Origin of the sequence: Eubacterium sp. MSJ-13 (assembly GCF_018918235.1) — a bacterium.
Lineage (GTDB): Bacteria > Bacillota > Clostridia > Lachnospirales > Lachnospiraceae > Butyribacter.
In genome coordinates, this window is record NZ_JAHLQE010000115.1 from 12276 (window position 1) to 35648 (window position 23373).

Annotated in this window: 16 protein-coding genes; all 16 read right to left on the minus strand. The window is 37.3% G+C overall.

Annotated features, from left to right (window positions below):
* Window positions 1-42 precede the first annotated feature (42 nt).
* The gene (locus KQI69_RS07315) at window positions 43-825 is read right to left on the minus strand and encodes a hypothetical protein (protein WP_216564692.1); all 783 of its coding nucleotides are present in this window, start codon (window positions 823-825) and stop codon (window positions 43-45) included.
* Window positions 818-1924, minus strand: coding sequence for an ATP/GTP-binding protein (locus KQI69_RS07320; protein WP_216564693.1), 1107 nt, complete (start codon window positions 1922-1924; stop codon window positions 818-820). Before KQI69_RS07320 ends, KQI69_RS07315 begins: the two co-directional genes overlap by 8 nt.
* Window positions 1925-2318: 394 nt before the next feature.
* Window positions 2319-2561 carry a DUF6171 family protein gene (locus KQI69_RS07325; protein WP_216564694.1) on the minus strand — a complete coding sequence of 81 codons (243 nt, stop codon included), beginning with the start codon at window positions 2559-2561 and terminating at the stop codon, window positions 2319-2321.
* 171 nt (window positions 2562-2732) lie between these two features.
* Complete coding sequence (locus KQI69_RS07330) at window positions 2733-4238, minus strand: alpha-N-arabinofuranosidase (RefSeq protein ID WP_216564695.1); 1506 nt, start codon at window positions 4236-4238, stop codon at window positions 2733-2735.
* Window positions 4239-4398: 160 nt separating this feature from the next.
* A complete protein-coding gene (locus tag KQI69_RS07335; protein WP_216564696.1) occupies window positions 4399-5355 on the minus strand; it encodes a family 43 glycosylhydrolase in 957 nt (318 codons plus the stop codon).
* Between the two features lie 350 nt (window positions 5356-5705).
* Window positions 5706-7277: an ABC transporter substrate-binding protein gene (locus KQI69_RS07340; protein WP_216564697.1), complete on the minus strand. Its 1572-nt coding sequence runs from the start codon at window positions 7275-7277 to the stop codon at window positions 5706-5708.
* Between the two features lie 318 nt (window positions 7278-7595).
* Complete coding sequence (locus KQI69_RS07345) at window positions 7596-8597, minus strand: carbohydrate ABC transporter permease (protein WP_216564698.1); 1002 nt, start codon at window positions 8595-8597, stop codon at window positions 7596-7598.
* The gene (locus KQI69_RS07350) at window positions 8566-9618 is read right to left on the minus strand and encodes a carbohydrate ABC transporter permease (RefSeq protein ID WP_253289052.1); all 1053 of its coding nucleotides are present in this window, start codon (window positions 9616-9618) and stop codon (window positions 8566-8568) included. The genes KQI69_RS07345 and KQI69_RS07350 overlap by 32 nt, the downstream gene beginning before the upstream one ends.
* On the minus strand, window positions 9611-11959 hold the full coding sequence (locus KQI69_RS07355; RefSeq protein ID WP_216564700.1) for a DUF5696 domain-containing protein: 2349 nt from the start codon (window positions 11957-11959) through the stop codon (window positions 9611-9613). The genes KQI69_RS07350 and KQI69_RS07355 overlap by 8 nt, the downstream gene beginning before the upstream one ends.
* On the minus strand, window positions 11952-14015 hold the full coding sequence (locus KQI69_RS07360) for a YIP1 family protein (protein WP_216564702.1): 2064 nt from the start codon (window positions 14013-14015) through the stop codon (window positions 11952-11954). The genes KQI69_RS07355 and KQI69_RS07360 overlap by 8 nt, the downstream gene beginning before the upstream one ends.
* Window positions 14016-14048: 33 nt before the next feature.
* Window positions 14049-14918 (minus strand): carbohydrate ABC transporter permease, encoded by an 870-nt coding sequence (locus KQI69_RS07365; protein ID WP_216564703.1) that lies wholly within the window; start codon window positions 14916-14918, stop codon window positions 14049-14051.
* An 18-nt stretch (window positions 14919-14936) separates the two neighbouring features.
* Window positions 14937-15890, minus strand: a complete 954-nt coding sequence (locus KQI69_RS07370) for a carbohydrate ABC transporter permease (protein ID WP_216564704.1) — start codon at window positions 15888-15890, stop codon at window positions 14937-14939.
* A 25-nt stretch (window positions 15891-15915) separates the two neighbouring features.
* The gene (locus KQI69_RS07375; RefSeq protein WP_253289053.1) at window positions 15916-18942 is read right to left on the minus strand and encodes an extracellular solute-binding protein; all 3027 of its coding nucleotides are present in this window, start codon (window positions 18940-18942) and stop codon (window positions 15916-15918) included.
* A gap of 414 nt (window positions 18943-19356) precedes the next feature.
* Window positions 19357-19602, minus strand: coding sequence for a hypothetical protein (locus KQI69_RS07380; protein WP_216564705.1), 246 nt, complete (start codon window positions 19600-19602; stop codon window positions 19357-19359).
* Window positions 19603-19751: 149 nt separating this feature from the next.
* On the minus strand, window positions 19752-21374 hold the full coding sequence (locus KQI69_RS07385; RefSeq protein WP_253289054.1) for a glycoside hydrolase family 43 protein: 1623 nt from the start codon (window positions 21372-21374) through the stop codon (window positions 19752-19754).
* 596 nt (window positions 21375-21970) lie between these two features.
* Window positions 21971-23373 (minus strand): flagellin (locus KQI69_RS10605; protein ID WP_216564706.1); only part of this gene is annotated, 1403 nt, incomplete at its 5' end.

Sequence of the window (23373 nt, forward strand, 5' to 3'; positions counted from 1 at the left end):
ACAAAAATTTTTTATCTGCATTTTTCAAATACTTTACGATTACTAACATATTTTATAATCATCAATATATTTCACACAATCCCTCCATAATTTCGCTCCAAAATAATCTAACAAAAATTCCGGAAATGCACTTAATATGAATACCCTTTTTCTTAAAATTTCATTTTCTTCTTGTTTATAGATTTCAACTGAATTTATATCTTCTAAATACTCCTCATAAGAAATCATATCTTTACAATTTATAAGACAAGAGATGCGCATTACAAATACATTGAGTATCTCTTTCCATATCGGATAATCATACTCCTTAAATTGTGGATAACGCGACCTGGCCGCTAATATAGTTTTGTAATTATCACCTTCCTCTATTGCAACAAAACAATCACCTTCTCTGCCACACTGTCCTTCCTCAAAATCTCTAAGTGCTTCCACCATAGGATAGCTGATATATAACTTTCCATTCTCTGTTTCATTATCAAAACTATTAAGCATCTGTTTAATCACATCTTCACTTTCAGATTCACCAAGATTATTTTGATGTCCATCATAGTCAAAAAAAAGATAAATTTCGGAAAAATCATCTCTTTCTAATCCCGCAAGCTGCTGTTCTATTTCCTTATTTTCTTCTCTTAATACTTCTATAATATCTGTATCAAAATCATCCTCTTTTAATTTTTTCCAAAGCATATATATATTCTGACCTGCTGGAAGTGTAATAATCTTGAATTTAACATTTCTGAAAAAAACTTTTGATATATTATCAATAATAAGAGGTTCCCTAGCCTCTCCCTCGACTATGAATACTTTATAGTCCTTATCATTCATCAAATGCACCTGCCTTATACATTTTTTGAAGATTATGGGCAAATCGCAATTCTTTCTGCGTCAACTCTGATATCGTTTTAATCTTATTATCTTTTAAAATGTAATAACAATCAGGACGCAGCAAATCATTACTCATAAGATCCGTATTATGCGTTGTTGTAAAAATTTGCACATGCTTAATCGCCCTTAACATTTTCTGAACATTTTCCGACAATTCAAAATGATAAAATGCATCAAACTCATCAACAAACACAAATGAAGCATTTTGCATTTGTATATACCAATAGAAAAAAAGTGCAAGTGATCTGGTTCCCGTAGAAGCAATCTTAAAAAAATCGACATCCTGATTTTCAAAATGACAATAAATCCTTTTTCTGCCATCAACCTCGCAACCATATAAACTGTAAATAATACCATTCTGTTTTAAAAATTCTTGAAATTCATCTACTTTTCCACTATTTACAATTCCCTCCGTTACATTTTTACTACCATTTGTAAATCCTTCATATCCCCTGCTGTCTAATGAATAAAACAGCAACATATGTTCAACAAAATCCACAAATTTTTTAAATATCTTATTTTCTATATTGTCATCTAATATAGAATTATTATTTACATATTTAACCCTTGATATCGGACTCTCATTTTTGATAGTAGCATTTAATGTAGCTGAACCCTCCAATCTAGTAAATCCTTCATTCTTAATATAATCGTAGTATATTACTTCTCTGTTATCAATACTTAAGCTCTCCTCTCGAAGTATATCTACATTATTTTTTTTATACCTATAAATCACCTCATGCCCGTCAAAATCAAAAATATATTCAAATTCTGCAAATGATTTTCTACCACTCATATTTAAATATAAATCATAATTTCTTAAAAGTCTTTCTTTTTCTGTCAAATGTGTAATAATATCAAAAATCGCCAATCCAAGATTTGACTTACCACAACTATTTATACCATATACAATCCCTTTCGTAACACAACCATTTTCAATTATATCTGAATTAAAACTATAATTACTAGGAGAACCCATATCAAAAACCAATTTATCTTCAAAACCTTTGAAATTTTCAACGCTGAACCTTCTTAACATAGCAACACACCCTTTCTTACTCATATTATATTATTATGCGTAATTTTTCGCAAGCTATACCGTATTTTTTTTACGGCATTTCAGTCCCACCAATTAACATCTTTAAAAATTCCTCACATTTTTCTTTAAAACACACAAAAAAACAGCCGTATTGGATATATAGTACCAACACGACATTACTTCAAATACATCATTGATTTTTTCTTTTACATAATTTCGATACACAGACAAACAGGGTTTATATATGTTCTGCAAGCGGCATTTTCAAACTCGCCGGCACTTACGCACCGTATTTAGGTGCGTTAGTACCGCTGCGTGTTTGTATAGCGCAAGCGTGCCGCCTAAGAACATATATAAGCCCTGTTTGTCGTCACTTCCCCAAGCAAAATCCCCCCTACCAAAATTTATGCGGACACCTCCCCACCTTCGCCGCAGCTCTAAGTTCCACATAACACCCACACGCCCCACAAGTCCCTGCATTAAGAAGATCACACTCCCTGCAGACCGCAAGTCTTTCCTCATACTTCTCCTCAGATACCCGGTCAATCTTCTTAATACCATTCTTATACTTCTCTATCATTTTTGCATCTTCTTCCGCCATTTCACGCAGAAAACATTTTTTACATATATGTGCCATAATATTCCTCTTTTCCCATATATAAGAAATGTACTGTCGGGGCTGTCGCATTAAGTATAATCTATACAATATGTAGATATTAATAACAGATTTATTATCTACATATTGTATGAATAGTGCTTCGTGCGACAGCCCCAATACAGTACATTTTTATTTGTAGTCTATTTATTTTTATTTCTGAAGTCTTATCTCTACTACTGAATTTACAGGAAGTTTTACTACGATATTTCCGTTTTTAACTTCATAATCAGTAAAGTCTTTCTCTACTACTTCCTCAGGTGCTTCAAATGTATTATGTGCATGCATATCACTGTTTGTTACTATGCGTGACTCTACCACTTTATACTCACCGTTTGCAAGCTGTATCTCCACTTCCTCTGCTGCTTCGATTGAAAGATTATTAAGCGTGATAGTGATAACACCGTCTTTATCTTTTGATACAGACTCTGTTACCTTTGGAACTTTCCATTCATCAGGTCCGATTTCATCTATTCCTGTCACACTGCTCTCAAGAAGTTTTGCCCCCTGATGATGTCTGTACATATGCATTACATGGTATGTAGGTGTCTTTATCATCTTGTCACCCTCTGTGAGAAGAACTGACTGAAGTACATTTACCATCTGTGCAAGTGCTGCTATCTTAACTCTGTCGCTGTGCTTATTGAAGATATTGAGTGTGATTCCTGCTATAAGTGCATCCCTTACAGTGTTCTGCTGATATAAAAATCCCGGATTTGTTCCCGGCTCACAGGTATACCATGCTCCCCACTCATCAACACACATTCCTACTTTCTTCTCAGGATCATACTTATCCATGATAGTTCCATGTCTTGTGATAAGTTCGTCCATATGAAGTGCCTTGTTAAGCGTCTTATACCATACTTCACCGTCAAAGTCCGTCGAACTTCCCTTTATCTCCCATCCTTCCGGATGTACATAATAATGAAGTGACAGGTAGTCCATAAATCCATGTGCCCACTCTGCATGGCTGAAACATGTCTTCATAACACCCTCTGTCCAGAAATAATCATCAACATTTGCACCACAGCAAACCTTTTTTATAGGTTTTTCAGGATCATAATTTCTAACATATGTCTGATAACGGCGGTACTCATTTCCGTAGTACTCAGGTGTCATATTTCCGCCGCAGCCCCAGTTTTCGTTACCTACACCAAAGAAATCAACCTTCCACGGTTCCTCGTGACCATTTTCTTTTCTAAGGTCTGCCATAGGTGATACGCCATTGAATGTCATATATTCAACCCATTCTGACATCTCCTGAACCGTTCCGCTTCCAAGATTTCCGTTTACATAAGTCTTACAGCCTATCTGACGGCAAAGTTCCATAAACTCATGCGTTCCGAAACTGTTGTCCTCAACAACACCACCCCAATGTGTGTTTATCATTTTCTTTCTAGTCTCTTTTGGTCCGATACCATCTTTCCAGTGATACTCATCTGCAAAGCAACCACCCGGCCAGCGAAGCATCGGTACTTTAAGTTCCTTTAATGCCTCAACTACATCTGTACGCATACCGTTTACATTAGGTATGTCAGAGTTTTCTCCAACATAGATTCCCTCATAGATACATCTTCCGAGATGCTCTGAAAAGTGACCGTAGATTTCCGGCTCTATCGTGCTTAATTCTTTGTTCTCGTTAATAATAAGTTTTGCCATTTCAATCTCCCTTTCTTTTTTATTTTTATATACAACACGCCAAATGTCGTATGCTCATATCTGACGAAACTGAGTGTTTGACACCTTAATTTCACCAAAACATCTATATGACAAATGGCGTATACTACTTATAAATTACAAATTAAAATCGACTATTCAATCAGTCTTTGTAAGAAAATACCGGTCTTCCATCCTCATCCCAGCGAACCTTCATAAGCATCGCATGTCTGTTAGGATTGTAGAGAGGATCTCCTTCTATCTCGGCTTCTTTTCTTGCATGGTATACCATGACATCATTTCCGTCCTCATCGACAGTAAATGAGTTGTGTCCCGGTCCGTATATCTCAAGTTCCTCATTTGTCTTGAGTACAGGATATCTCTCCTTCTTCCAAGACAATGGATCAAGTACATCTGAATCTTCGTCAGCGGTAAGCATACCCATACAATAATTTACACCTGTGTCACTTGCTGAATATGTGAGGAACAGTTTTCCGCCATGCTTGATGACTGCCGGTCCTTCATTTACCCAGAAACCATGACGCTCCCAATCATAATCAGGTGTTGTGAGAAGTACCTGAACTGTCTTAAGTTTATATCCTGATTCCATCTCAGCAATATAGAGATTTGAGATCTGTGGACCAACGCTTACTTTTTCAGCCCATACATAGTAATATTTTCCTTTATTTTCAAATATAGTAGCATCAAGTGAAAATGCTTCAAATGAGAATATATCATCATCGGCCCTCTGCATCTTGCCTTTCTCTATCCATTCATCATTGATAGGATCAGCTCCCTGACACTCAAGCACATATGGACGGATATTCCATATATCATCTACTTCACCTGCCGCAAAATAAATATACCATTTTCCGAAAAGGTAATGAAGTTCAGGAGCCCAGATATGTTTACTCATGATTCCACTCTCATGCTTCTTCCAAACAACAACTTCTTCCGCATCTTTAAGACCATTAAGTGTCTTTGAACGCCTAAGTGCTATACAATCATAACTTGGTATTGACGCAGTAAAATAATACCATCCGTCTTTTTTACATACAAATGGATCAGCTCTCTGCAATATCCACGGTTCATTGTATTTAATTTCCATATTCTCTGCCATTCGTTTTCTCCTTTTCCTTTTTAAGTTTACTTTTTACTAAAATATTTTAATATCAATTAAATTATACCTCAATTTATAATATTTTACAACAGTTTTTGTTATTTTTTTTGATAAATTTATATCTATTTACATACAAATATATATCAGAGAAATTTTTATGCAAAACTCAAAAAGCAGATATCAATACAACAGCCGTGGCATCAGCTTAAGACAAAATGCCTTTTGAGCCAAAAATCATATCACAAAGAACAAAATAAATGGGAGACACCCAGAATAGGTATCTCCCATTATCTTTTATCATTTTCTTAAACTTCCGTTTAAGATATATCCGCTTGTTTCAGTCCGGTCAACTATTTATTTTCTTTTTCCATCTTCTCATACTTAGCAATATCTTCATCTGAGAGTACATCATATCCGCTCTTTCCGAAATATTTAAGCATTGCTTTTGCATGATAGTAGTTAGCCTTTGAAGTTGCCTCGTCTACATAGTCAGCAGCTTTCTTCTCTCCACTGTCAACTTTAGTATGAATATCAATCTTGTTGAAGTATTCATTACAGTAGTTCCAGTATCCTGCGATACTTGTCCAGCCGTATGGGATTGGCTGCATGCAGCTTGCGAAATACTGTTTCCAAAGTTTAACATGCTCATCATCCATACCTTTGCAGTACATCTTGATGTAATCATTCCAGATGTCTGAGTTAGTTGTGATAGGTGCTGGCATTACATCATATTTAAGTGCAAGTCCTGATGAGTTTTTCTTACTCTCGTCATTGTAAAGCTCGATTCTTGTCTTCCATCCGTCCTGTCCAAAGCTCATGAATTTAAGAAGTTCATATGCTTCACGAGGATATTTACAAGATGTTGTAACACCACCAAAGTCGATAGTTGCGATTGAGTGATGATCTTTTGATGCATCCTCTTTGCTTACTGCTGGAATTACATAAGGTACGATATCAAGGTTGTATTTCTTGAATGCATCTGTAGCCCATGTTCCCTGATATGTCCAGAATGCTTCTGTAAAGAGTGCTACATGGCTTGAAGCTCCACACCATGCATCAGCAGATCCCATCCAGTTCTCCATATCAAGTGTCTGTGTCTGAGGTGCGATATATCCGCCCTGTTTAAGTTCAGCAAACTGCTGCTCACCTTTAGCCCATGCTGAAAGGTCAAACTGTGTTCCATCGAAACCAAATTCACCCTGTACTGTCTGCTTAGCAGCGATTCCATAGTATGAATCAAGTCTGTTGTAGTAACCACATCCATAATAAGCCATACCGTCTGATGACTTCTTAACTGTAGTATCTTTGATGAGCTTGATCATGTCATCCCATGTCCAGTTTCTTGAAGGTGCTTTAACATTAAGCGTTGATAACACATTTCTGTCAATGTACATAACACCAGGGAAGAACTTAACAGGTACTGCGTATCTCTTATCTGTTCCGTAACATCCGAGTCCGCAGTCATTAACTGTTGATGCAACTTCCTTTGTCTCCTCATCTGAGTTCCAGTATGGTGAAATATCCTGTACAAGCATGTTTGTAAGCGCGAAATCTGCATCTGAGAACATGATTACATCAGGAGCTTCCTTGTTTGATACCATTGTAAGCAATGAATCATTGTACTTAGATACCTGCTGATATTTAACATTTACCTTAATGTTTGGATAAATTTTCATAAAACGGTCTGCAAGATACTTAACTGTCTCATCCTGATCGAAGTGATAATATGTAAGTTCGATATTGTCACTTGTGATATCCTTTGCTTTTTTGTACTTGATTCCATTGATTTCCTGTTCATCGTACTCGTTGGAAACCTTTGCCGCACTATTCGATGAAGTGCCACTGTTCTTGTTACCTCCACATGCTGTCAGACCTACAACCATAGACGCAGCAAGCAGAAGTGCCATAAGTTTTTTCCTCATAATAATCCTCCTTAAAAATTCGATATCTTGTATCTCCCTTGTTGTTGTCCATTATATCACACTTTTTTCACAATTGCTATAGTTTTTTGTGAAATATTTTAACTTTTTATGAATCCATTTACAATTTATACATCTTTATTCACAGAAAATACAAAAAAACCACCAACACAAAACTCTGCGTTAGTGGTTTTTTACTTTTCACTTAATTCGAGCAAAAAAACTTGAATACAAAATAAATTCTGTTTTTGCGTTTTTCTGTGCGAAGTTAGTACTTCTTTGGCTGCGTACTTCGCAGCCTCTAGAAGTACTCTTCGCGCTTTATTCACCCGTAATACCTGTTCTGTCAATACTCTCAACAAAGTATCTCTGAAGGACAAAGTACATTACGAGAAGCGGAAGGATACTGAGCATTGTTCCTGCCATGTTGATAGATTCATTTATGCTCGTTACTGCTGTTGTAGCTGTCTGTGCATATTCTGAATAATTTGAAGCGAAGTCACCCAGTTTGATTACAAGTGATGACCAGCCTGATTTTGTTGTAACACCTGATACATACATCTGTGTAAGGTATGATTCATTCCAGTACCATACAAAAGAGAAAAGAGATACTGTGATGATAGCTGGTGATGCTGATGGGAGTGAGATTCTGAAGAATGATTTCAGATATCCTGCTCCATCTATCTGAGCTGCTTCGATAAGTACCTTTGGCACCTGTCTGAAGAACTGCCAGAATATCAGGATAAATATCGGTGCATTTATTCCCATACCTAAAAGTGCAGGAAGTACAAATGACCAGATTGTTCCAAGGATACCCATATTTGAGTAAAGCACATATGTAGGAATCATTGTAACCTGACTTGGAAGTATAAAGGTAAAGATGATAATTGCAAGTACTACTTTCTTTCCAGGGAACTCAAAACGTGCGAGTCCGTATCCGATAACAGAACAAGAAAGAAGGTTACAGAGCGTAGGTGCTCCAGCAATAATGATACTCTGTCCAAAAGACTTCCAGAAGTCCATACTCTGTGCTGCCTGTTTATAGTTATCTAAATTAAGTTTTGATGGAATCCAGTTGATAGAAGAATCAAGCAGGTCATCAAGTGTCATAAAGCTCTGGCTCACCATATAAAGAATCGGATAAATGTATATGAATCCGATACAGATGAGGAGTGCATATATTACAAATACCTTTAAAAATCCTTCCCTTTCCTTTGAGCCTAAAAGGAATTTACGGACTTTTTCTTTTGTGAATCTTGGCTGTGTTGATACTACTGCCTGTGCTGCCCCGCTAGGCTGCTGCTTTTGCGTTCTTTTTAGCATTTCTTGCGCTCCTCCTTTCTATCTTCTTAAGCTGGCGCTGTTCTTTCTTATGTGCCTTCTTAGCTCTCTTAACCTGTTTCTCATATACATCCTTCTTAGCAAAGAATACGAGTGAGAACAGACCTACTATAAGAAGAACTACAAGTGAATACAGCCATGCCATTGCTGATGCATATCCATATCCTTTTTCCTCTGTTCCTGAAAACATGGCATCTTTTATCAGTCCTATTATCGAGTTCTGATCGTTGTTTGAGATAAATACTATAGTGTAAACAAGGTTCAAAAGTATCATCGGTTTGATGTTTGGAAGTGTTATCTTCCAGAAACACTCCCAGCCTGAACCACCGTCAATCTTGGCTGCCTCATACATTGCCCTGTCAATCTTCTGCAATGCTGAGAGGAAGATAAGTATCTGTACACCTGAATACCAGAGGATCGTTACCATATTCTCAAAAAGATCTGAGATAGGTGTTGCAAGTGCTGTCGGTAAAAATCCTTTAATTGCTTCCGTGATAGCCTGTGTATCAATAGATGTGATACTTCCTGCTCCCTGAGCATTTAACATTCCAAGGATAGGACCACTTACTATGATAACCGGAAGGAAAAAGATAAGTCTGAAAAATCCTTTTCCTTTTATCTTCTGGTTAAGCATCATAGAAATTATAAGTGCAAATACTACGATGATAGGTACTGAGATTATCGTTGATACCACATAGTCTATCAGTGTCGTAAGGAAATCTGACTCTGATAAAAGTATCTGTGTAAAGTTTCCATAACCTACAAATGTAAAGTTCATTCCCATTGGAGTGATACGGATATTATTTAATGCATACCTGAATGATGTGATCAATGGGTAAGCAAGGAATAAAAGTGCTCCGACTATCCAAGGAGATATAAAGAGTATTCCCGTAATCGCATCTCTCTTAGCGAGTTTTCCAGGTTTTGCACTCTTTTTAAGCTGTTTTAACTGCTGCTTTTCTTCTTTTGTCAATTTTTTCTTCTTACTCATCTCTTCACTCATTCGTCTCACCTGCCTTATATGAATATGACATAGGTCCAACTTTAACTCCGTCTACCGTTCTTGAAACTTCTGTATAGTTCACAAAAATCTTTACGCCGTTGTCATAAGTTACAACCGTAACTCCGTTTTTAAGTTTCTCATGACTCTTAATTGTTGAACCCTTTGTGAGTTCGTTGACTTCTCTTAAATCCTTATCATACTCAGCAATAGTATCTTTGTATGTCTTGTACTCTGTACTGTAAAGATCTGATGAGTTTGTGTAGATAAGGTCTGATGAGTTTTCATAAGTTACATAGAATGAAGGGTATACACCAGCTTCAACCATCTGTAAGAGGAATTCCTGTTTGTTAGCTTCAAAGTTTACATAATTTGAATACATAGGAATTATTCCCTTGAGTACCATTGAGATAAAAGGTACTTCCTCATCAACATACATATAATCTGATGAACCAAGAGGCATATCAAGGAAAGCATTTGTATCTTTCCAGAGATAAGCTACAGGCTGTTCAAGTACAAGATTAGTACTCTTTGCAATATCATCTATAAGTTTTTCATTATCCTCTGCTGTATTGCATCTTGTATAATATTTTCCTTTTAAGCTGTATGAAAAGATCGTATTGCTAAGTCCTGCTACTGCAAGATTCTTAACACCATCATCTGTATATGATGATACAAACTTCTTTAGATCAGCATTTGCTTTCGATGGTATAAGATAATAGAAAGTATCATAAACTTCCTTCTTTTCTTCCTCTTTGAAAGTTCTCTTGTTCACCTGCTTTATCATGTCATATGTCATTTTGTTTGTAGAAGGATTAAGCCTTAAAGCATCATTGTAAAGATACAGCTGATAATTATCTTTTGCTGAATCTTTTATAAGACTTGTAAGCTTAGATGTTCCTCCGATGTGTCTGTCAGCCTTATACTTTGTGATAGGCACATTGTAAAGTCCGCCTTTCTGCCATCCCTTGTACATTGAGATAAGACTTGAAACACCTTTCTTCTTTAACTCACCAAATATCTCTGAAATATTGTCTGTAGTTGTCATTGTGACAGCCTTAGTTCCGATAAGGAACTCCTCTCTGTCTGTTCCAAGGAAATCAACTCTTGTGTTGTAAGAGTCATCCTTCTTTGTGACAAGTCCTTTTTCAAGGAGATAGTTACGGTATCTTGTTGCCATTGCAGAATAATTTGCATCATCACCTGAAAGCATCATGTATCTTACTGTCATATCCATGTGTGTACGCTTTTCTTCTGCTTTTGTGATCGTTCCTGAATTTGAGTTGTTAAGAGGCTGTACATAAATATCTCTTAACTTAAATTTTGCGAAACAACGATTGTAATTTACCATAACTCCATTTGGATGAGCCTCAATGCTTGCACGCTTGTCACCGCTTTCTACTACCGCGATATATCCAAGCTTCTCCCTTGTATGAGCCATACCAAAGATAGGCGCTATAACTTCGTTTGTATCCTCGATCATATCTATCTTATCCCAGAGATATGTCTTTACCTCAGAATCGTCAAATCCTGCATCGTTTCCGTAAATGTTCTGGGAAAATCCTGTAGTGTATCTTCCCTCTTTATTGTCAAGATTGATAAGTGCTCCATTTCCATCAGGTATAAGCATATAGCCCTGTTCATCATCAAGGTATGTATAACCCATAAGTGGGAATAAACTTATAGTGGAAATATAAATTCCTTCTGCGTCCTCTTTGATCGATTTGTCAGGAACTGATACTACAAGATCCTCACCGTCAAGTTTAACGCTTACTGAGAGACCGAACTGATATTCATCAAAGTAGATATCAGCCGTAAATCCATCAGATTCCTCATTTACATTTATTGTATTAGAATTGTTTACAAGGTCAACCTGATATGTGTTCTTTGCATCTTTGATAGCATTGATTACAATACCTGATTTCATATAACCATTCCATATACTGTTACTGTTACCATCATCCTTCTCATCGCTGAGTGTAGATTCCATTATCTTTCCTGTCTTCTTATTTTGAAGCATTATGGAAAGACGAGGCTCATATAAATACATTTTGTAAGTGTCGTTCTCGGCAACAAGCTTGTAATCTTTAAGTGTTACCCATTTTGACTTGTCAACCTTACCTACAGCACCATCTTGGACGACTTCTCCATCATCCTTGACCTGATTCGTATCTTCCTCTTTCTTTTCAGATGAAGCATCAGATGAGCCTGCTGCATCCGTTGACTCCGATGTCGCATCGTTGTCTGAATCAACGCCTGTTGCGTGTGAGATAACCGGTACTGCCGTAACTATAAGCGCCAATGCACTAAGTATTGCTATAATTTTTTTCTTATTCTTAGCCAAATCGGTACACCACCTCTCCAAATACAGCACTGATAAACTCAAATACCTGAGCCCATAATACATAAATTATGAATATGAGGAGTGCCATAATTAAAATCGTAAATATCGTTATAAATATGATCTTTGCTGTTTCTTTTGCCGTGTAGTTATTTACTTCTTTTATACCAAGTATTATGAGAACTACTACCCATCCTACGATAACATAATTAAGCAGAGTGATAAGGAACTGCTCGTTTGTCGTAAGTATATGTGACAAAATAAAGCTAAACGGTATATATACTACATATGGAAGAAGTGAATAGCAGAAGTATGTGTAAATCTTCTTTACCGTACCTTCACCTTCATTGATAGTACATACAAGATAGTTACAAAGTGTAACCGCTAACATTACAATAATAATCTTTCCTATATCAGAGAAGATCTCGTATCTTCCTTCTCTTATAGTCTTCTGTAAGAATCCACACAGATATTTATTGATAACATATTCTATCATAAATATCAAAAGTATAAATGACGGTGCAGACCATGATGCCCTGCCTTCTCTCGCTATTCCGTACGAACCATCTATAGGATGCTTCATATAATATTTAGCATAATATACATTAGAAACAAATTTGTTTTCCTTGAATTTTGCCATAGCTGCTTTTGGCTTTGCAAGAATCGCTTTCTTCTGATCAAGCACCTTAACGACCTTATATAACGCCCATATCGCAACTATTAAGATAAGTGCAGCTACGATATTATTTTTCAGCCATTCATTTCTTATCTCCCAGAAAGCATCTGAATATCCTTCATAATCTTTTGCAAGTTTGGCATATTTAAGTGCCATCTTGTAATTTTCTTCCTGAAAATATGCACGTCCCATAGCCTTGTTTGCATAGTCAAACATGCTGTTCATCTGAAGAACCTGCTGTAAAGGCTTTTTGCTCTCTGTGTAATGACCTTTTGAGTAGAGGTAAAGTGCATTATGTAAAAGCTGTGTAAACTCTGAAGGCTCATATACCTGAATCTGTTTCTTATCAGAATCAAGAATATAAATATTGTCTTTTGAATCTACCTGAATACTTGTAACCTGTGTAGAAAGACCTACTCGCTGTGTACCATCATCAGTACCTGCAAATACATAAAGGAGTTCACCCTGTTTATTGTACTCATAGATATAACCCTGTGATGATGCTACATAGATGTTATCATGGTTACCTGTCGTAACTGCTGCCGGTGATTCATCATAGTCATCTACACCGCTTTTGATAAGGTTTGTACCTGCGATATTAAGTCTTTTAAGAGTAAGATTTTCATCACCACGCGTTACTGTGTAGATAAGACCTTTTGAATCAATCGAAAGGTTATCAGGTGTTGACGGCATATTACTTACCATCTTTGCTCTCTGCTCATCAGTAAGGATAGCACGGTAGATTATCGTCTGAAGGCTTACTGACGCATAGTTTGTACCAAAGTATCCAAGGAATGTTCCACCTTCTTCTGGTGAAATCTCAACGATACCGTTTGTATTTGACTGACATACGATATACATAACACCTGCATCGTTTACTACCAGCTTCTGTGGAAGGAAATCGAGTCCGTCACCATAAAGCGGGCTATCTGGTTTTGTATATTTGTTTATGACCTTTCCTTTCTGGTCAAAAACATAAACTGCTTTTCCATCTCTATCGGCTACATAAATATTTTTATTTTCAGTTACAAATACTCCTGTAGGAGTTTTTAACTTTCCTTTACCGATAATTTTCAATAATTTTCCATCTGCTGTACCAACCAGAATTCTTCCATTTCCGGTGTCGGCTACATACATCGTGCCGTCCTCTGTAATGTACATGTCACTCGGGTTGCTCATAAATTCTTCACCGAACTTTATGAGTGTCTTTTTTGCAAGGTACGCTGTCTGGGTTTCCATCGTTCTTCCATAACCGTCATTAGTAAATGTACGGTATGGTGTTTCTGCGGATACTAATGCAGAACCAGCTCCGGAAGTCAGCGTTATAACGAATGCTAAGAGCAATACAGAAACAATTTTAAATAATTTATTATTCTTTTTCATAATGTCTGTTCCTTCTCCTCCTCTAGCTGCATTTTACTTGATACCTGAATGTGCCATTGTATTCATGACATTATTCTGAAGTATGATAAACAACACGAGGTTAGGAACAAACAATATAAGTGAGGCTGCCGCCGCCATACCCTGACCGGATACTGTGTTATTTACATTGACAAGCGAGTTCATATAGAATGTCAATGTTTTCATACTGTCATCATTTACATAGTAGTTTGATGTTTCCATGTTTACCCATACCTGCTGGAAAACAAGGATTGCTGCTGTTGCTATAGCCGGCTTTATCATCGGGATGATAATCTTTCTGTAAACCGTAAAGTCTGTCGCACCGTCTATGTAAGCTGCTTCGATAAGTGAGTCAGGAACCTGCTCAACGAACTGCTTAACAAGGAAAAGTGCTACAGGATAAGCAAGCAGTGGCAAGATATGTGCCCATATACTGTCGATAAGTCCTACTTTACAGATAACAAGGTATCTTGGTATAAGAACTGCTGTTGCAACGAACATCAATGCAAGCTGGTTGATATCCATCATAAGCTGTCTGCCCTTGAATTTTAATTTTGCAAGTGCAAAGGCAGCGAATGTCGTAAACAGAAGTGATAATCCTACAGTAAGACCTGTAACAAGCAAACTGTTAAATACATAACGGCTGAGTGGTACACCTGCCGTACGGCTGAATTTTATCAATTTTGTAAAGTTTTCAAGTGTCGCATTTTTTACAAAGAATGTAGGTGGGAATGCAAACAACTCATCCATAGGCTTAAACGCATGGTTTGCGATAAACACGATTGGTAATGCCATGAATATTACGAGAGGTAATAATATGGCGATAATCTTGATCTGTCCTCTTTCAAACTTCTGAGGATTAATTCTTTTGCCTTTATATGCCATTTCTTTTTTCCTCCTCTTTTAAAAATCGTCTTTCTCCGTCAAAAGTGCATTTGCCGCTTTCGAGAAGATCTGTACGATCAACAACAATACAACTGAAACTGCTGCTGCATAACCCATCTCATATCTAAGGAAACCGTAATCTTCTATATGGTTTACGATAAGCTGTGCCGCATATCCCGGTGAAGGGTTACCTGTAAGCTGTGTAGATATAAGTCCGTTCTGGAAAGCATTTACGATAGCCATAACCGCAGCGAACAACATCTGTGGTTTCATCTGTGGAATAGTTATGTATATCATTTCCTGAAAACGGTTCTTGATTCCGTCAATAGCTGCTGCCTCATAAAGCTCCTCGTTTGAGTTTAAGATACCTGCTATCATTGAGAGGAAACCTACACCCATTGATGACCAGAGACCTATGATGATAACTATAGGTAAGAGGTATTTAGTATTTACAAGCCATATGATAGGTTCGTCGATAAGACCAAGATTCATAAGCCATGCATTTAAAAGACCTGTCTGGTCTCCTGAGAAGATAACCTTCCAAAGAACTGTCATCGCAACACCTGCCGTCATACTTGGTGAGTATAAGATAAGGGCAAATATCGTTCTTGGAACTTTTGTAAGGTTACAAAGTGCCCATGCAAGCACGAAGGATAATATATATCCTCCGATACCTACAACAACCGCATACAATACTGTATTTGGCAATACATACTGCATAAATACTTCATCACTTGTAATAAGTGTAATGTAATTCAAAAATCCTACAAATTTCGGGAACTGAATCGCATTAAAGTTTGTGAATGAAAGTACAACCGCCAACACTGTCGGAAGTAATATAAATACCACAAACATAAGAGCATATGGCAGCATAAAGAGATAACCGTTTGTATTTGAATTTTCTCTTTTTCTAATGCCGGTTTTCTTTTTACCGGGCTTTCTAACTGATTTTTCTGTATTTTCGTTAGCCATATTCTTTCTCATCCCTCCGATCATATTATTCATCACTATCTGTTCTGCCAAGCAGCTTCTTCACAGATTCATAAGTCGGAATATTATAATCTTTTATTACTTTGCCATTACTGTCACTATATCCAAATTCCTCAAGTTTTCTGTCAAACTCGTGGTTTACGGTCTTAACCGCTTTGTCTATACGCGTCTGTTCATTGTCACCGTTTACAGCAATATCATTGAATGTATTACTCATCTCTCGCTCGAGAAGATATGTACCCGGAACTCTCGCAACGTCCTTAACATTCTTTGCTGTCTGTTCAACAACTTTCTTTGTATCAGCATTTATAGGAAGCTGTGCAAATGCTTTTGTATTTGCTGTAGGCCAGATGTACTCATCACCATATGTGATCTGTATAGTCTGTCCAAACTCAGCCTGTGTCTCTGTTGATGACCACCACTTAACAAATTCCCATGCCTTCTTCTGTCTCTCGTCATTGCTCTTGAAGATTACGCTGCTCTCAGCACATCCGCAGACTGAACGGTCGATAGTTCCATCTGACTGCTTAGTACCAGGGATAAGGGCAACCTTCCATGAGCTTGAAAGTTCAGGAGCTGCATTAGTAAGCATGTTGAATGTTGCATAATCAGCGATACCGATAGGCATATCACCGTTTCTGAAATGCTGATAGAAGTTATCAACATTTACAGGCATATTGTAAACCGTAAACAAATCCGTAAGTTTTGTAAATCCGTTTACTGACTTCTCATTTCCAAGTGCTGTACCCTCTGCTGCTGTCTTAGCGTAAAGTGAACCACCGTTCTGCACGATAAGAGGTGTAGTGCCATGGAAATTTCTCATAAGAGTCATACCTGCTGTCGGATAATAGAAGTTCAAACCTCTCATCTGAAGTTTAGGAAGCATGTCTATTACATCATCCATTGTCTGTGGAACTTCAAGATTAAGTTTTTCAAGAACATCTGACCTGTAGAACAGTACCCAGAAGTTCATTGTCTCAGGCATTGAATAAATACCATCGTTGATAGAACCTGTCATAAAGAATCCCGGCTCATAGCCATCTGTAGACTCCTTAAAGTCATCATACTGTGCCATATTTACAAGAGCACCTCTGATACCAAGTTCATAAGGTATCGTATAGTTTATACCTGTCGCAACATCAGGTGCATTTCCCGATGAATTTGAAAGTACGAGTTTATACTGGTCAGGCATGATACTTATATCAACATTGATTCCTGTCTTTGGTGTGAACTTTTCATCGATCATCTTCTGCATTATCTGTACATACTGGCTTGAACGGTTTACCCATACCTGAATATGGTCACTGTTCGTATTCTTTGTCGAATAAGCCTGATCAGTAAATGATGCAGCAAATCTTGATATGCTCATCGCACATGATTTAAAAAATCCCGGTTTAGACGGAAGCTTTGCTCCATCCTGATAAATGTAAATACGGTCGATGGCAAGATCATTTGCGATAAGGTTATCGATCGTAGTTGCAAGATAATGGTTTACTGAGTTTGAACTTGTTGATAACTCTGCTATACGGTAAGGTATTGAATCAGGGCTGTCTGCCAAACTCTTTAACTGCTTTGCTGCGATAAGAAGTGATGACATAACGGCTACGTTCTTATCACTTTCACTCCATTTTATCGCACTCTTTTCAAGTTCTGTAAGTCTGTCTGAATATGCATAAAGTGTCTTTTCCAAATTTGGAATATACTTTGAAAGTTTAAGGTCACGATACTTATCTGCATTTGTACCGGCAACCTTTGTAATCTCAAGTGCAAGGTCATTTACATCCGACATGACTTCATCTATTTCTTCCATAATATATGAAATAGGATTCATGCTTATTGTGTATGAGATCGTGTGCTTTCCTTCCTCAAGATGTACAGTTAAATCTTCGCCCTTTGAATCCTGCATTGTAGTTGTCTTATATTTTGTAGTATAAGCCATGCTGTAATCCTTAAATGCACTGTTTGGAACTTTTCCATCAATCTCAACATCACAGAATACCGGGAAATCAGTTTTTTCTGACTGACGGTAATTTGCTGCTATCTTATAGTTTCCTGCTACCTTAACATCAAATTCATACGATACTCTCTGACCTGCTGTATTAAACGAATCAGAATCAAGTGTATTTAACACTGTATCTTTTGCCTGATATGGATCAACACTCGTATCATACTCGGCAACACCATGGATAGAAGAACTGTTCGTTGTCGTGTAATCCTCACCCTGAATGGTGATAAGCTCGTTTCCATCAGCCTTGTCAGAAGAACCACTGTACTCTTCAACTGATGCAGGTGCTTCAAGTGAAATATTTCCTAAAAGGAAAGTTCCCTCGTCAACACTGAGTTCAATCGAATGTTTTCCTTTTGTAAGCTGAACTTTAAGCGGATCTGAGTGACGATAACTTGAATCCATCAGATACTTGCTCTCCCACTGAATCTGCTTATTTGGAATAGTAACTGTCTCATTGTCATATCTGTCGTATGCAGGCTCATCACTGAGTTTCCATGTCGTCTCAAACTCAAGGCTTCGACATTCATAAAACGGATACTTTCCATCAACTTTCATCTTCATTGACACCGGAAGAATCGAATCATCATATGAAAGATAATCAAAATTCATATAATAAAGACCATCCTCCGGAACATCAAAATCAAGTGTAACTTTGTTGCCGCTCTTTAAATCAAGAACTTTACTGCTCTTTTCATACCCTTTAACATTAGTCGTAAGGTATTTCTTACCGCCCGCCGTAACTGAATCTTCTTCTGAAACAGTCACCGGATCGCCGGTATAATCTGAGGCTGTATATCCCTTGCTTATGTTTGAATAGATAGTAGCTATTCTCTCGCTGGAATACTCCTCAGAAGTCACTGATGATTCTTTCTTATCTGAACTGTCAGATTCAGATGTAGTCTTTGATGTGTCATCTGTCACATCTTTGGCAAAACTTCTAAGTGTTGCAGAGCCTAATGCCATAGACACTATCAAACCAACAGCGACTGTCTTCTTAAACTTACCTCCAATTTTTCTGTGCCGCATAACTTCCTCCTTCAAGAATTCTTGCTCAAGTATTTTTATGTTTTCATAAATTACTTTAGTTTATTTTATATTACTATTATTTTGAACAAAAGTCAATGCCAATTATAGTCAAATTGTTGTATATTTCTTTCACCTTAATAACAAATTTCAGTCACTTTTTAGCAATATGCACATAAAAACCACCTGATAGCAGTATCTTTCTTAATACACCTTGCACAATACAATTTACTAATTTGTTTCAAAAAAAAATTTTAGAAACTACTAAACAAAATTCATTTTAGTTTACAATTATCTCAATAATTAAAATTTAATAAAAAAATTGAGAATAAAAAAATCCCAAATTATTTTAAATTTGAGATTTTTTTACTGTATTTATATTTAAGGCATAACATGAAAGCTATATTAGTCTTAACCTCATCTCACCCATTTTCTTATCTGCATTCCAAGATAAACGACTGATGTTATTATCATAAGAACAAATGAGTATCTGAGTATCGAATCAAATGTTACATGCCATACATTCAGAAGCACAAGTGAGGCAATAAGCAGTACGACAAGCCAGTACCCAAATGATGCCGCTGTCACGAGCACCCAGGCTGCTACGCTCTTACTTACATCTATTATCTGCCTTTTTAACTTTGCATCCATTTTTTTTGCCATCGTTAATCCTCCCTTGAAATCGTCTTCCCGATAATCACTGACTATCTTATAACAACTTTATAAGCCAAAACATATACATAAATTTTATCAAGTTGTATCGACCAATAAAGCTGCTTAATCTATTTACCACTTTAAATATTATGAATCCTCTATTTATAATATCTGACACCCCAAAGGCTCTTGTTTTTGCTTACAGCCGAGAATGTCATACATTTTGTTCCGGCTTCGTCATTCATCTCACAGAATACACCCTTAAACTCATCATCACCATATTTTATGGTCACATAATATGTACCGTCTTTGACTGTCCATATTCCCTTTATGTCTTTTCCGAATACGCTGCCTTTATCGGTAAAGATAAGTTTGAACGGCTCTGCAATATTTCCATCAACTGTAGTATCCTGATCTACAACATAATATTCTCCGATGATCTTTTCCTTATCATAACCTTTTTCGGAAACTGTCTCACCGTCTGTCGCATAAGGAAGCATGCATGGCCATCCGTCTTCATTTAAAAGATACTGATGGACTCTTGGTTCATGTGCCTCTGTGCCGTCATCAAATCTTGTGTGGTTTACAATGTATCTTTTTCCGTCCGTATCGATAAGTGCTGAATTATGTCCCGTTGCCATATATGCTTTTTCAAGACTTGGCAGCATATAATTTCCTGAAAGTTTAAGTCCGAAGAATGATTCATCTCCCGAATCAGGCTTTGGAGTATTTCCCTTCATATCTACATAATCGCCATCGACTTTCTTTGAACGGAACACTCTTATCTGATATCCTCCGTTACTTACAAGTGAACCATACGATACAAACAGATAATAATATCCGGCTTCTTTGTCATATTCTATCCACGGACCTTCTATGGCAACATGACCACCGCCTATAAGTCTCTTTCCAAAATATGCATCGACATTGTTTTTCTCATCTGCTTTAGGATGAATGACTTTTCCTGTATCCTCATCAATCTCAAGAAGGAAGATTCCACCTGACCATGAGCCATATACCATCCACATTTTTCCGTCCTCATCATAAAATGTGGTAGGGTCAATAGCATTAGGACACTCATTATAATTGTACTCCTCGGTTCCACCTTTATCATTTATATAATGTTTTTTTGCATAATCCTCGCTGACATAATCAAGTACATCAGTATCTTTGAGTGTATCAGATGTAAAGCCCGAATAAATAAGAGCACCTTTCCACTCAAAAGGTCCTTCCGGCGAATCTGATGTTGCGTAACAGAGATTTGATGCATTCCATGTTGATGATGTACAAAAATACATAAAATATTTCTTCTGCTTCTTATTATATACTACATCGGGTGCCCACACATGAGTTCCGTTGTCATCTGTAGGTATCGCACTAAATGCGCCGCCCGCATATTTGAAAGCCTCATCATTACTCAGGAAATTTTTATAGACCGGATTGCTCAAATCATAACCGTCACCGATGCTCGTCCAGTTTCTGAGGTCTGTGGATTTAGCCGAAGACATATGCGAGCCGTAAATATAATATGTATCGTCAACCTTTAATATAGAAGGATCGTGCACACTCACGCCAGCACTTATAGATGCTGTTTTTATGCCATCATAACTTACCGTATAGTCAGGTTTTAATTCCTTCTCCTCTTTTTCAAGTGCTTCCATGTCAATTTCTCCTCCATCTGATGAACTTTTTGAACTGCTGCACCCTCCTGCAAAAACAGCAGTACTGCATATAGCTATACAAGTGCCTAAACTCACAAGCTTTTTACTGAATTTATTCATACTTTCCTCCAAATATCTCCAAATAATTTTTCGGGTGTTTTTAAGTTTTTGTGCTATTTAACAAAAAATAAAATAATTTATGTTTTTATATAGTTAAATATAACAAATGGGGAGGTAAAAAGCAAGATAAAAGTTGGGGGATTTTTGAATCATATGACGCAAGGATTGGGATATGCTTTCCGACTCAGAAGCGGCTCTCGCCTCGGAGAACATCGTAACAGTACATAAGCGGGCATAATACGCCCGCTAAGTGCTGACGATGTTCTAACGTTCTTCGCTGGAAAGCATATCCCAATCCTTGCTGTGTGTTGAAAAAGGTTGCGATTCTAGTTTTTGTATTTATGCATTATTTGTATATTGCTTGTATCTCTGCTGATACAGGCAAGTCCCCACCCCGACTTATTGCTCTATGCAGTAGAAGTGGGTGACTCCTTGATAGTGTTAAATTTATCCGTCAATATATTTTTATACAATAATGTTAAAAATCGCCACAGAATATACGATAGTATGTAATATTCCGTAGCGATTTATTTTGTTTCATATGAAAAATCCTGCAATAACAACCCAGCAAAATCTATCCATATTTCATCAGATTATTACTGAAGAAGTGAAAGTACACCCTGGTTAGACTGGTTAGCCTGTGCGAGCATAGACTGTCCTGCCTGTGAAAGAATGTTATTCTTGCTGTAAGTAACCATTTCTTCTGCCATATCTGTATCACGGATACGAGATTCAGCGGTCTGAGTATTCTCAGATGCTGCGTCAAGGTTAGCAATCGTATGCTCAAGACGGTTCTGAACGGCACCAAGTTTACTTCTCTGAGCTGATACTTTCTTGATAGCTGCGTCAATAGTTGAAGTAGCTTTCTTGGCTCCATCCTGAGAAGAAAGGTCAACTTTGTTTCCATCTACACCAAGCGATCTTGCACTCATATCGTCAATAGTAAAGCTCATAGTCTGACCTTCATTTGCACCAATCTGGAGTGTAATTCCTGAACCTGAAGAAGAACCGTCATATCCATCCTGACCCCATAATGCTTTCGTACTTCCAAGTCCTGCACCGGCTGTGCCACCACCCATTGTAAGGTCGTCAATTGTAGTAGCTCCACTTGTTGCAAACAATGTACTTGGTTCATCCGGCTTAGCTCCACTTAAAGTCACATCGAAATCAAAGCCCGCTGTTTTAAGAATATCTTCTAAATCCTCAGCTGTATATTCTTTTCCAGCTGCAAGATGAATTGTATACTCACCTGCTGTAACACCATTAGTAGCGCTAATAGAAATTGCCGTATCCGTTTCTACCTCTTCTTTTCCAGCTTCCTTATCAAACTTAAAATGAAATTGTGTATTATTAAATTCTGCACCATATTTGTTAGCTGTAAATTTAATAGTATCTGCACCAACAAATCCTCCTGCACCGACATTTACCTCATCAGAAACTGCTTTCACACCAGCCGCAGTTACTGTTCCTGCTGTTGTTGCGGCATCTGCATTAAAAATACCATTCTTCAATGTAACTTTTACTTCTGCCGGAGCACCTGTTGCTGTACTGTCTTCCTGCTTGGCATTTGCTATAAGACCATCAATCTCATCCTGAGTATAAACCTTATTTAAAGAAAGATTTAAAGTTAATGTTTTTCCTGTAGCATCCCATACTGCTGTTTCCTGACCAACTTTTGTATCTGAGGTTGCTGTTGTCGCAACTTTAATTCCTCCTACATTAGAAGTAACAAGTGCACCATCTAATGTAGCATCTATTACACCAAACTTTGGTCCTGAACCTGTTGTAGATGAAGTTCCGCCCTGACTTCCATCTAAAAGTTTCATTGTATTAAACTCTGTTGTACTTGAAATTCTTGTAAGCTCTTCCTGAAGCTGGCTTATCTCTTTCTGTACTGCTTCACGATCATCATCTGTTTCAGTACCGTTTGATGCCTGTATCGAAAGTTCTCTCATTCTCTGAAGGATAGAGTGTGATTCATTTAAAGCACCTTCAGCCG

Coding starts and splice junctions, on each gene's coding strand:
- KQI69_RS07335 (WP_216564696.1), bottom strand. CDS start 5,355: ATGGCAGAGAATATGGAAATTAAATACAATGAACCGTGGATATTGCAG.
- KQI69_RS07385 (WP_253289054.1), bottom strand. CDS start 21,374: ATGAATAAATTCAGTAAAAAGCTTGTGAGTTTAGGCACTTGTATAGCT.
- KQI69_RS07330 (WP_216564695.1), bottom strand. CDS start 4,238: ATGGCAAAACTTATTATTAACGAGAACAAAGAATTAAGCACGATAGAG.
- KQI69_RS07350 (WP_253289052.1), bottom strand. CDS start 9,618: ATGAGTGAAGAGATGAGTAAGAAGAAAAAATTGACAAAAGAAGAAAAG.
- KQI69_RS07365 (WP_216564703.1), bottom strand. CDS start 14,918: ATGGCATATAAAGGCAAAAGAATTAATCCTCAGAAGTTTGAAAGAGGA.
- KQI69_RS07380 (WP_216564705.1), bottom strand. CDS start 19,602: ATGGCAAAAAAAATGGATGCAAAGTTAAAAAGGCAGATAATAGATGTA.
- KQI69_RS07315 (WP_216564692.1), bottom strand. CDS start 825: ATGAATGATAAGGACTATAAAGTATTCATAGTCGAGGGAGAGGCTAGG.
- KQI69_RS07325 (WP_216564694.1), bottom strand. CDS start 2,561: ATGGCACATATATGTAAAAAATGTTTTCTGCGTGAAATGGCGGAAGAA.
- KQI69_RS07375 (WP_253289053.1), bottom strand. CDS start 18,942: ATGCGGCACAGAAAAATTGGAGGTAAGTTTAAGAAGACAGTCGCTGTT.
- KQI69_RS07320 (WP_216564693.1), bottom strand. CDS start 1,924: ATGTTAAGAAGGTTCAGCGTTGAAAATTTCAAAGGTTTTGAAGATAAA.
- KQI69_RS07360 (WP_216564702.1), bottom strand. CDS start 14,015: ATGAAAAAGAATAATAAATTATTTAAAATTGTTTCTGTATTGCTCTTA.
- KQI69_RS07340 (WP_216564697.1), bottom strand. CDS start 7,277: ATGAGGAAAAAACTTATGGCACTTCTGCTTGCTGCGTCTATGGTTGTA.
- KQI69_RS07345 (WP_216564698.1), bottom strand. CDS start 8,597: ATGCTAAAAAGAACGCAAAAGCAGCAGCCTAGCGGGGCAGCACAGGCA.
- KQI69_RS07370 (WP_216564704.1), bottom strand. CDS start 15,890: ATGGCTAACGAAAATACAGAAAAATCAGTTAGAAAGCCCGGTAAAAAG.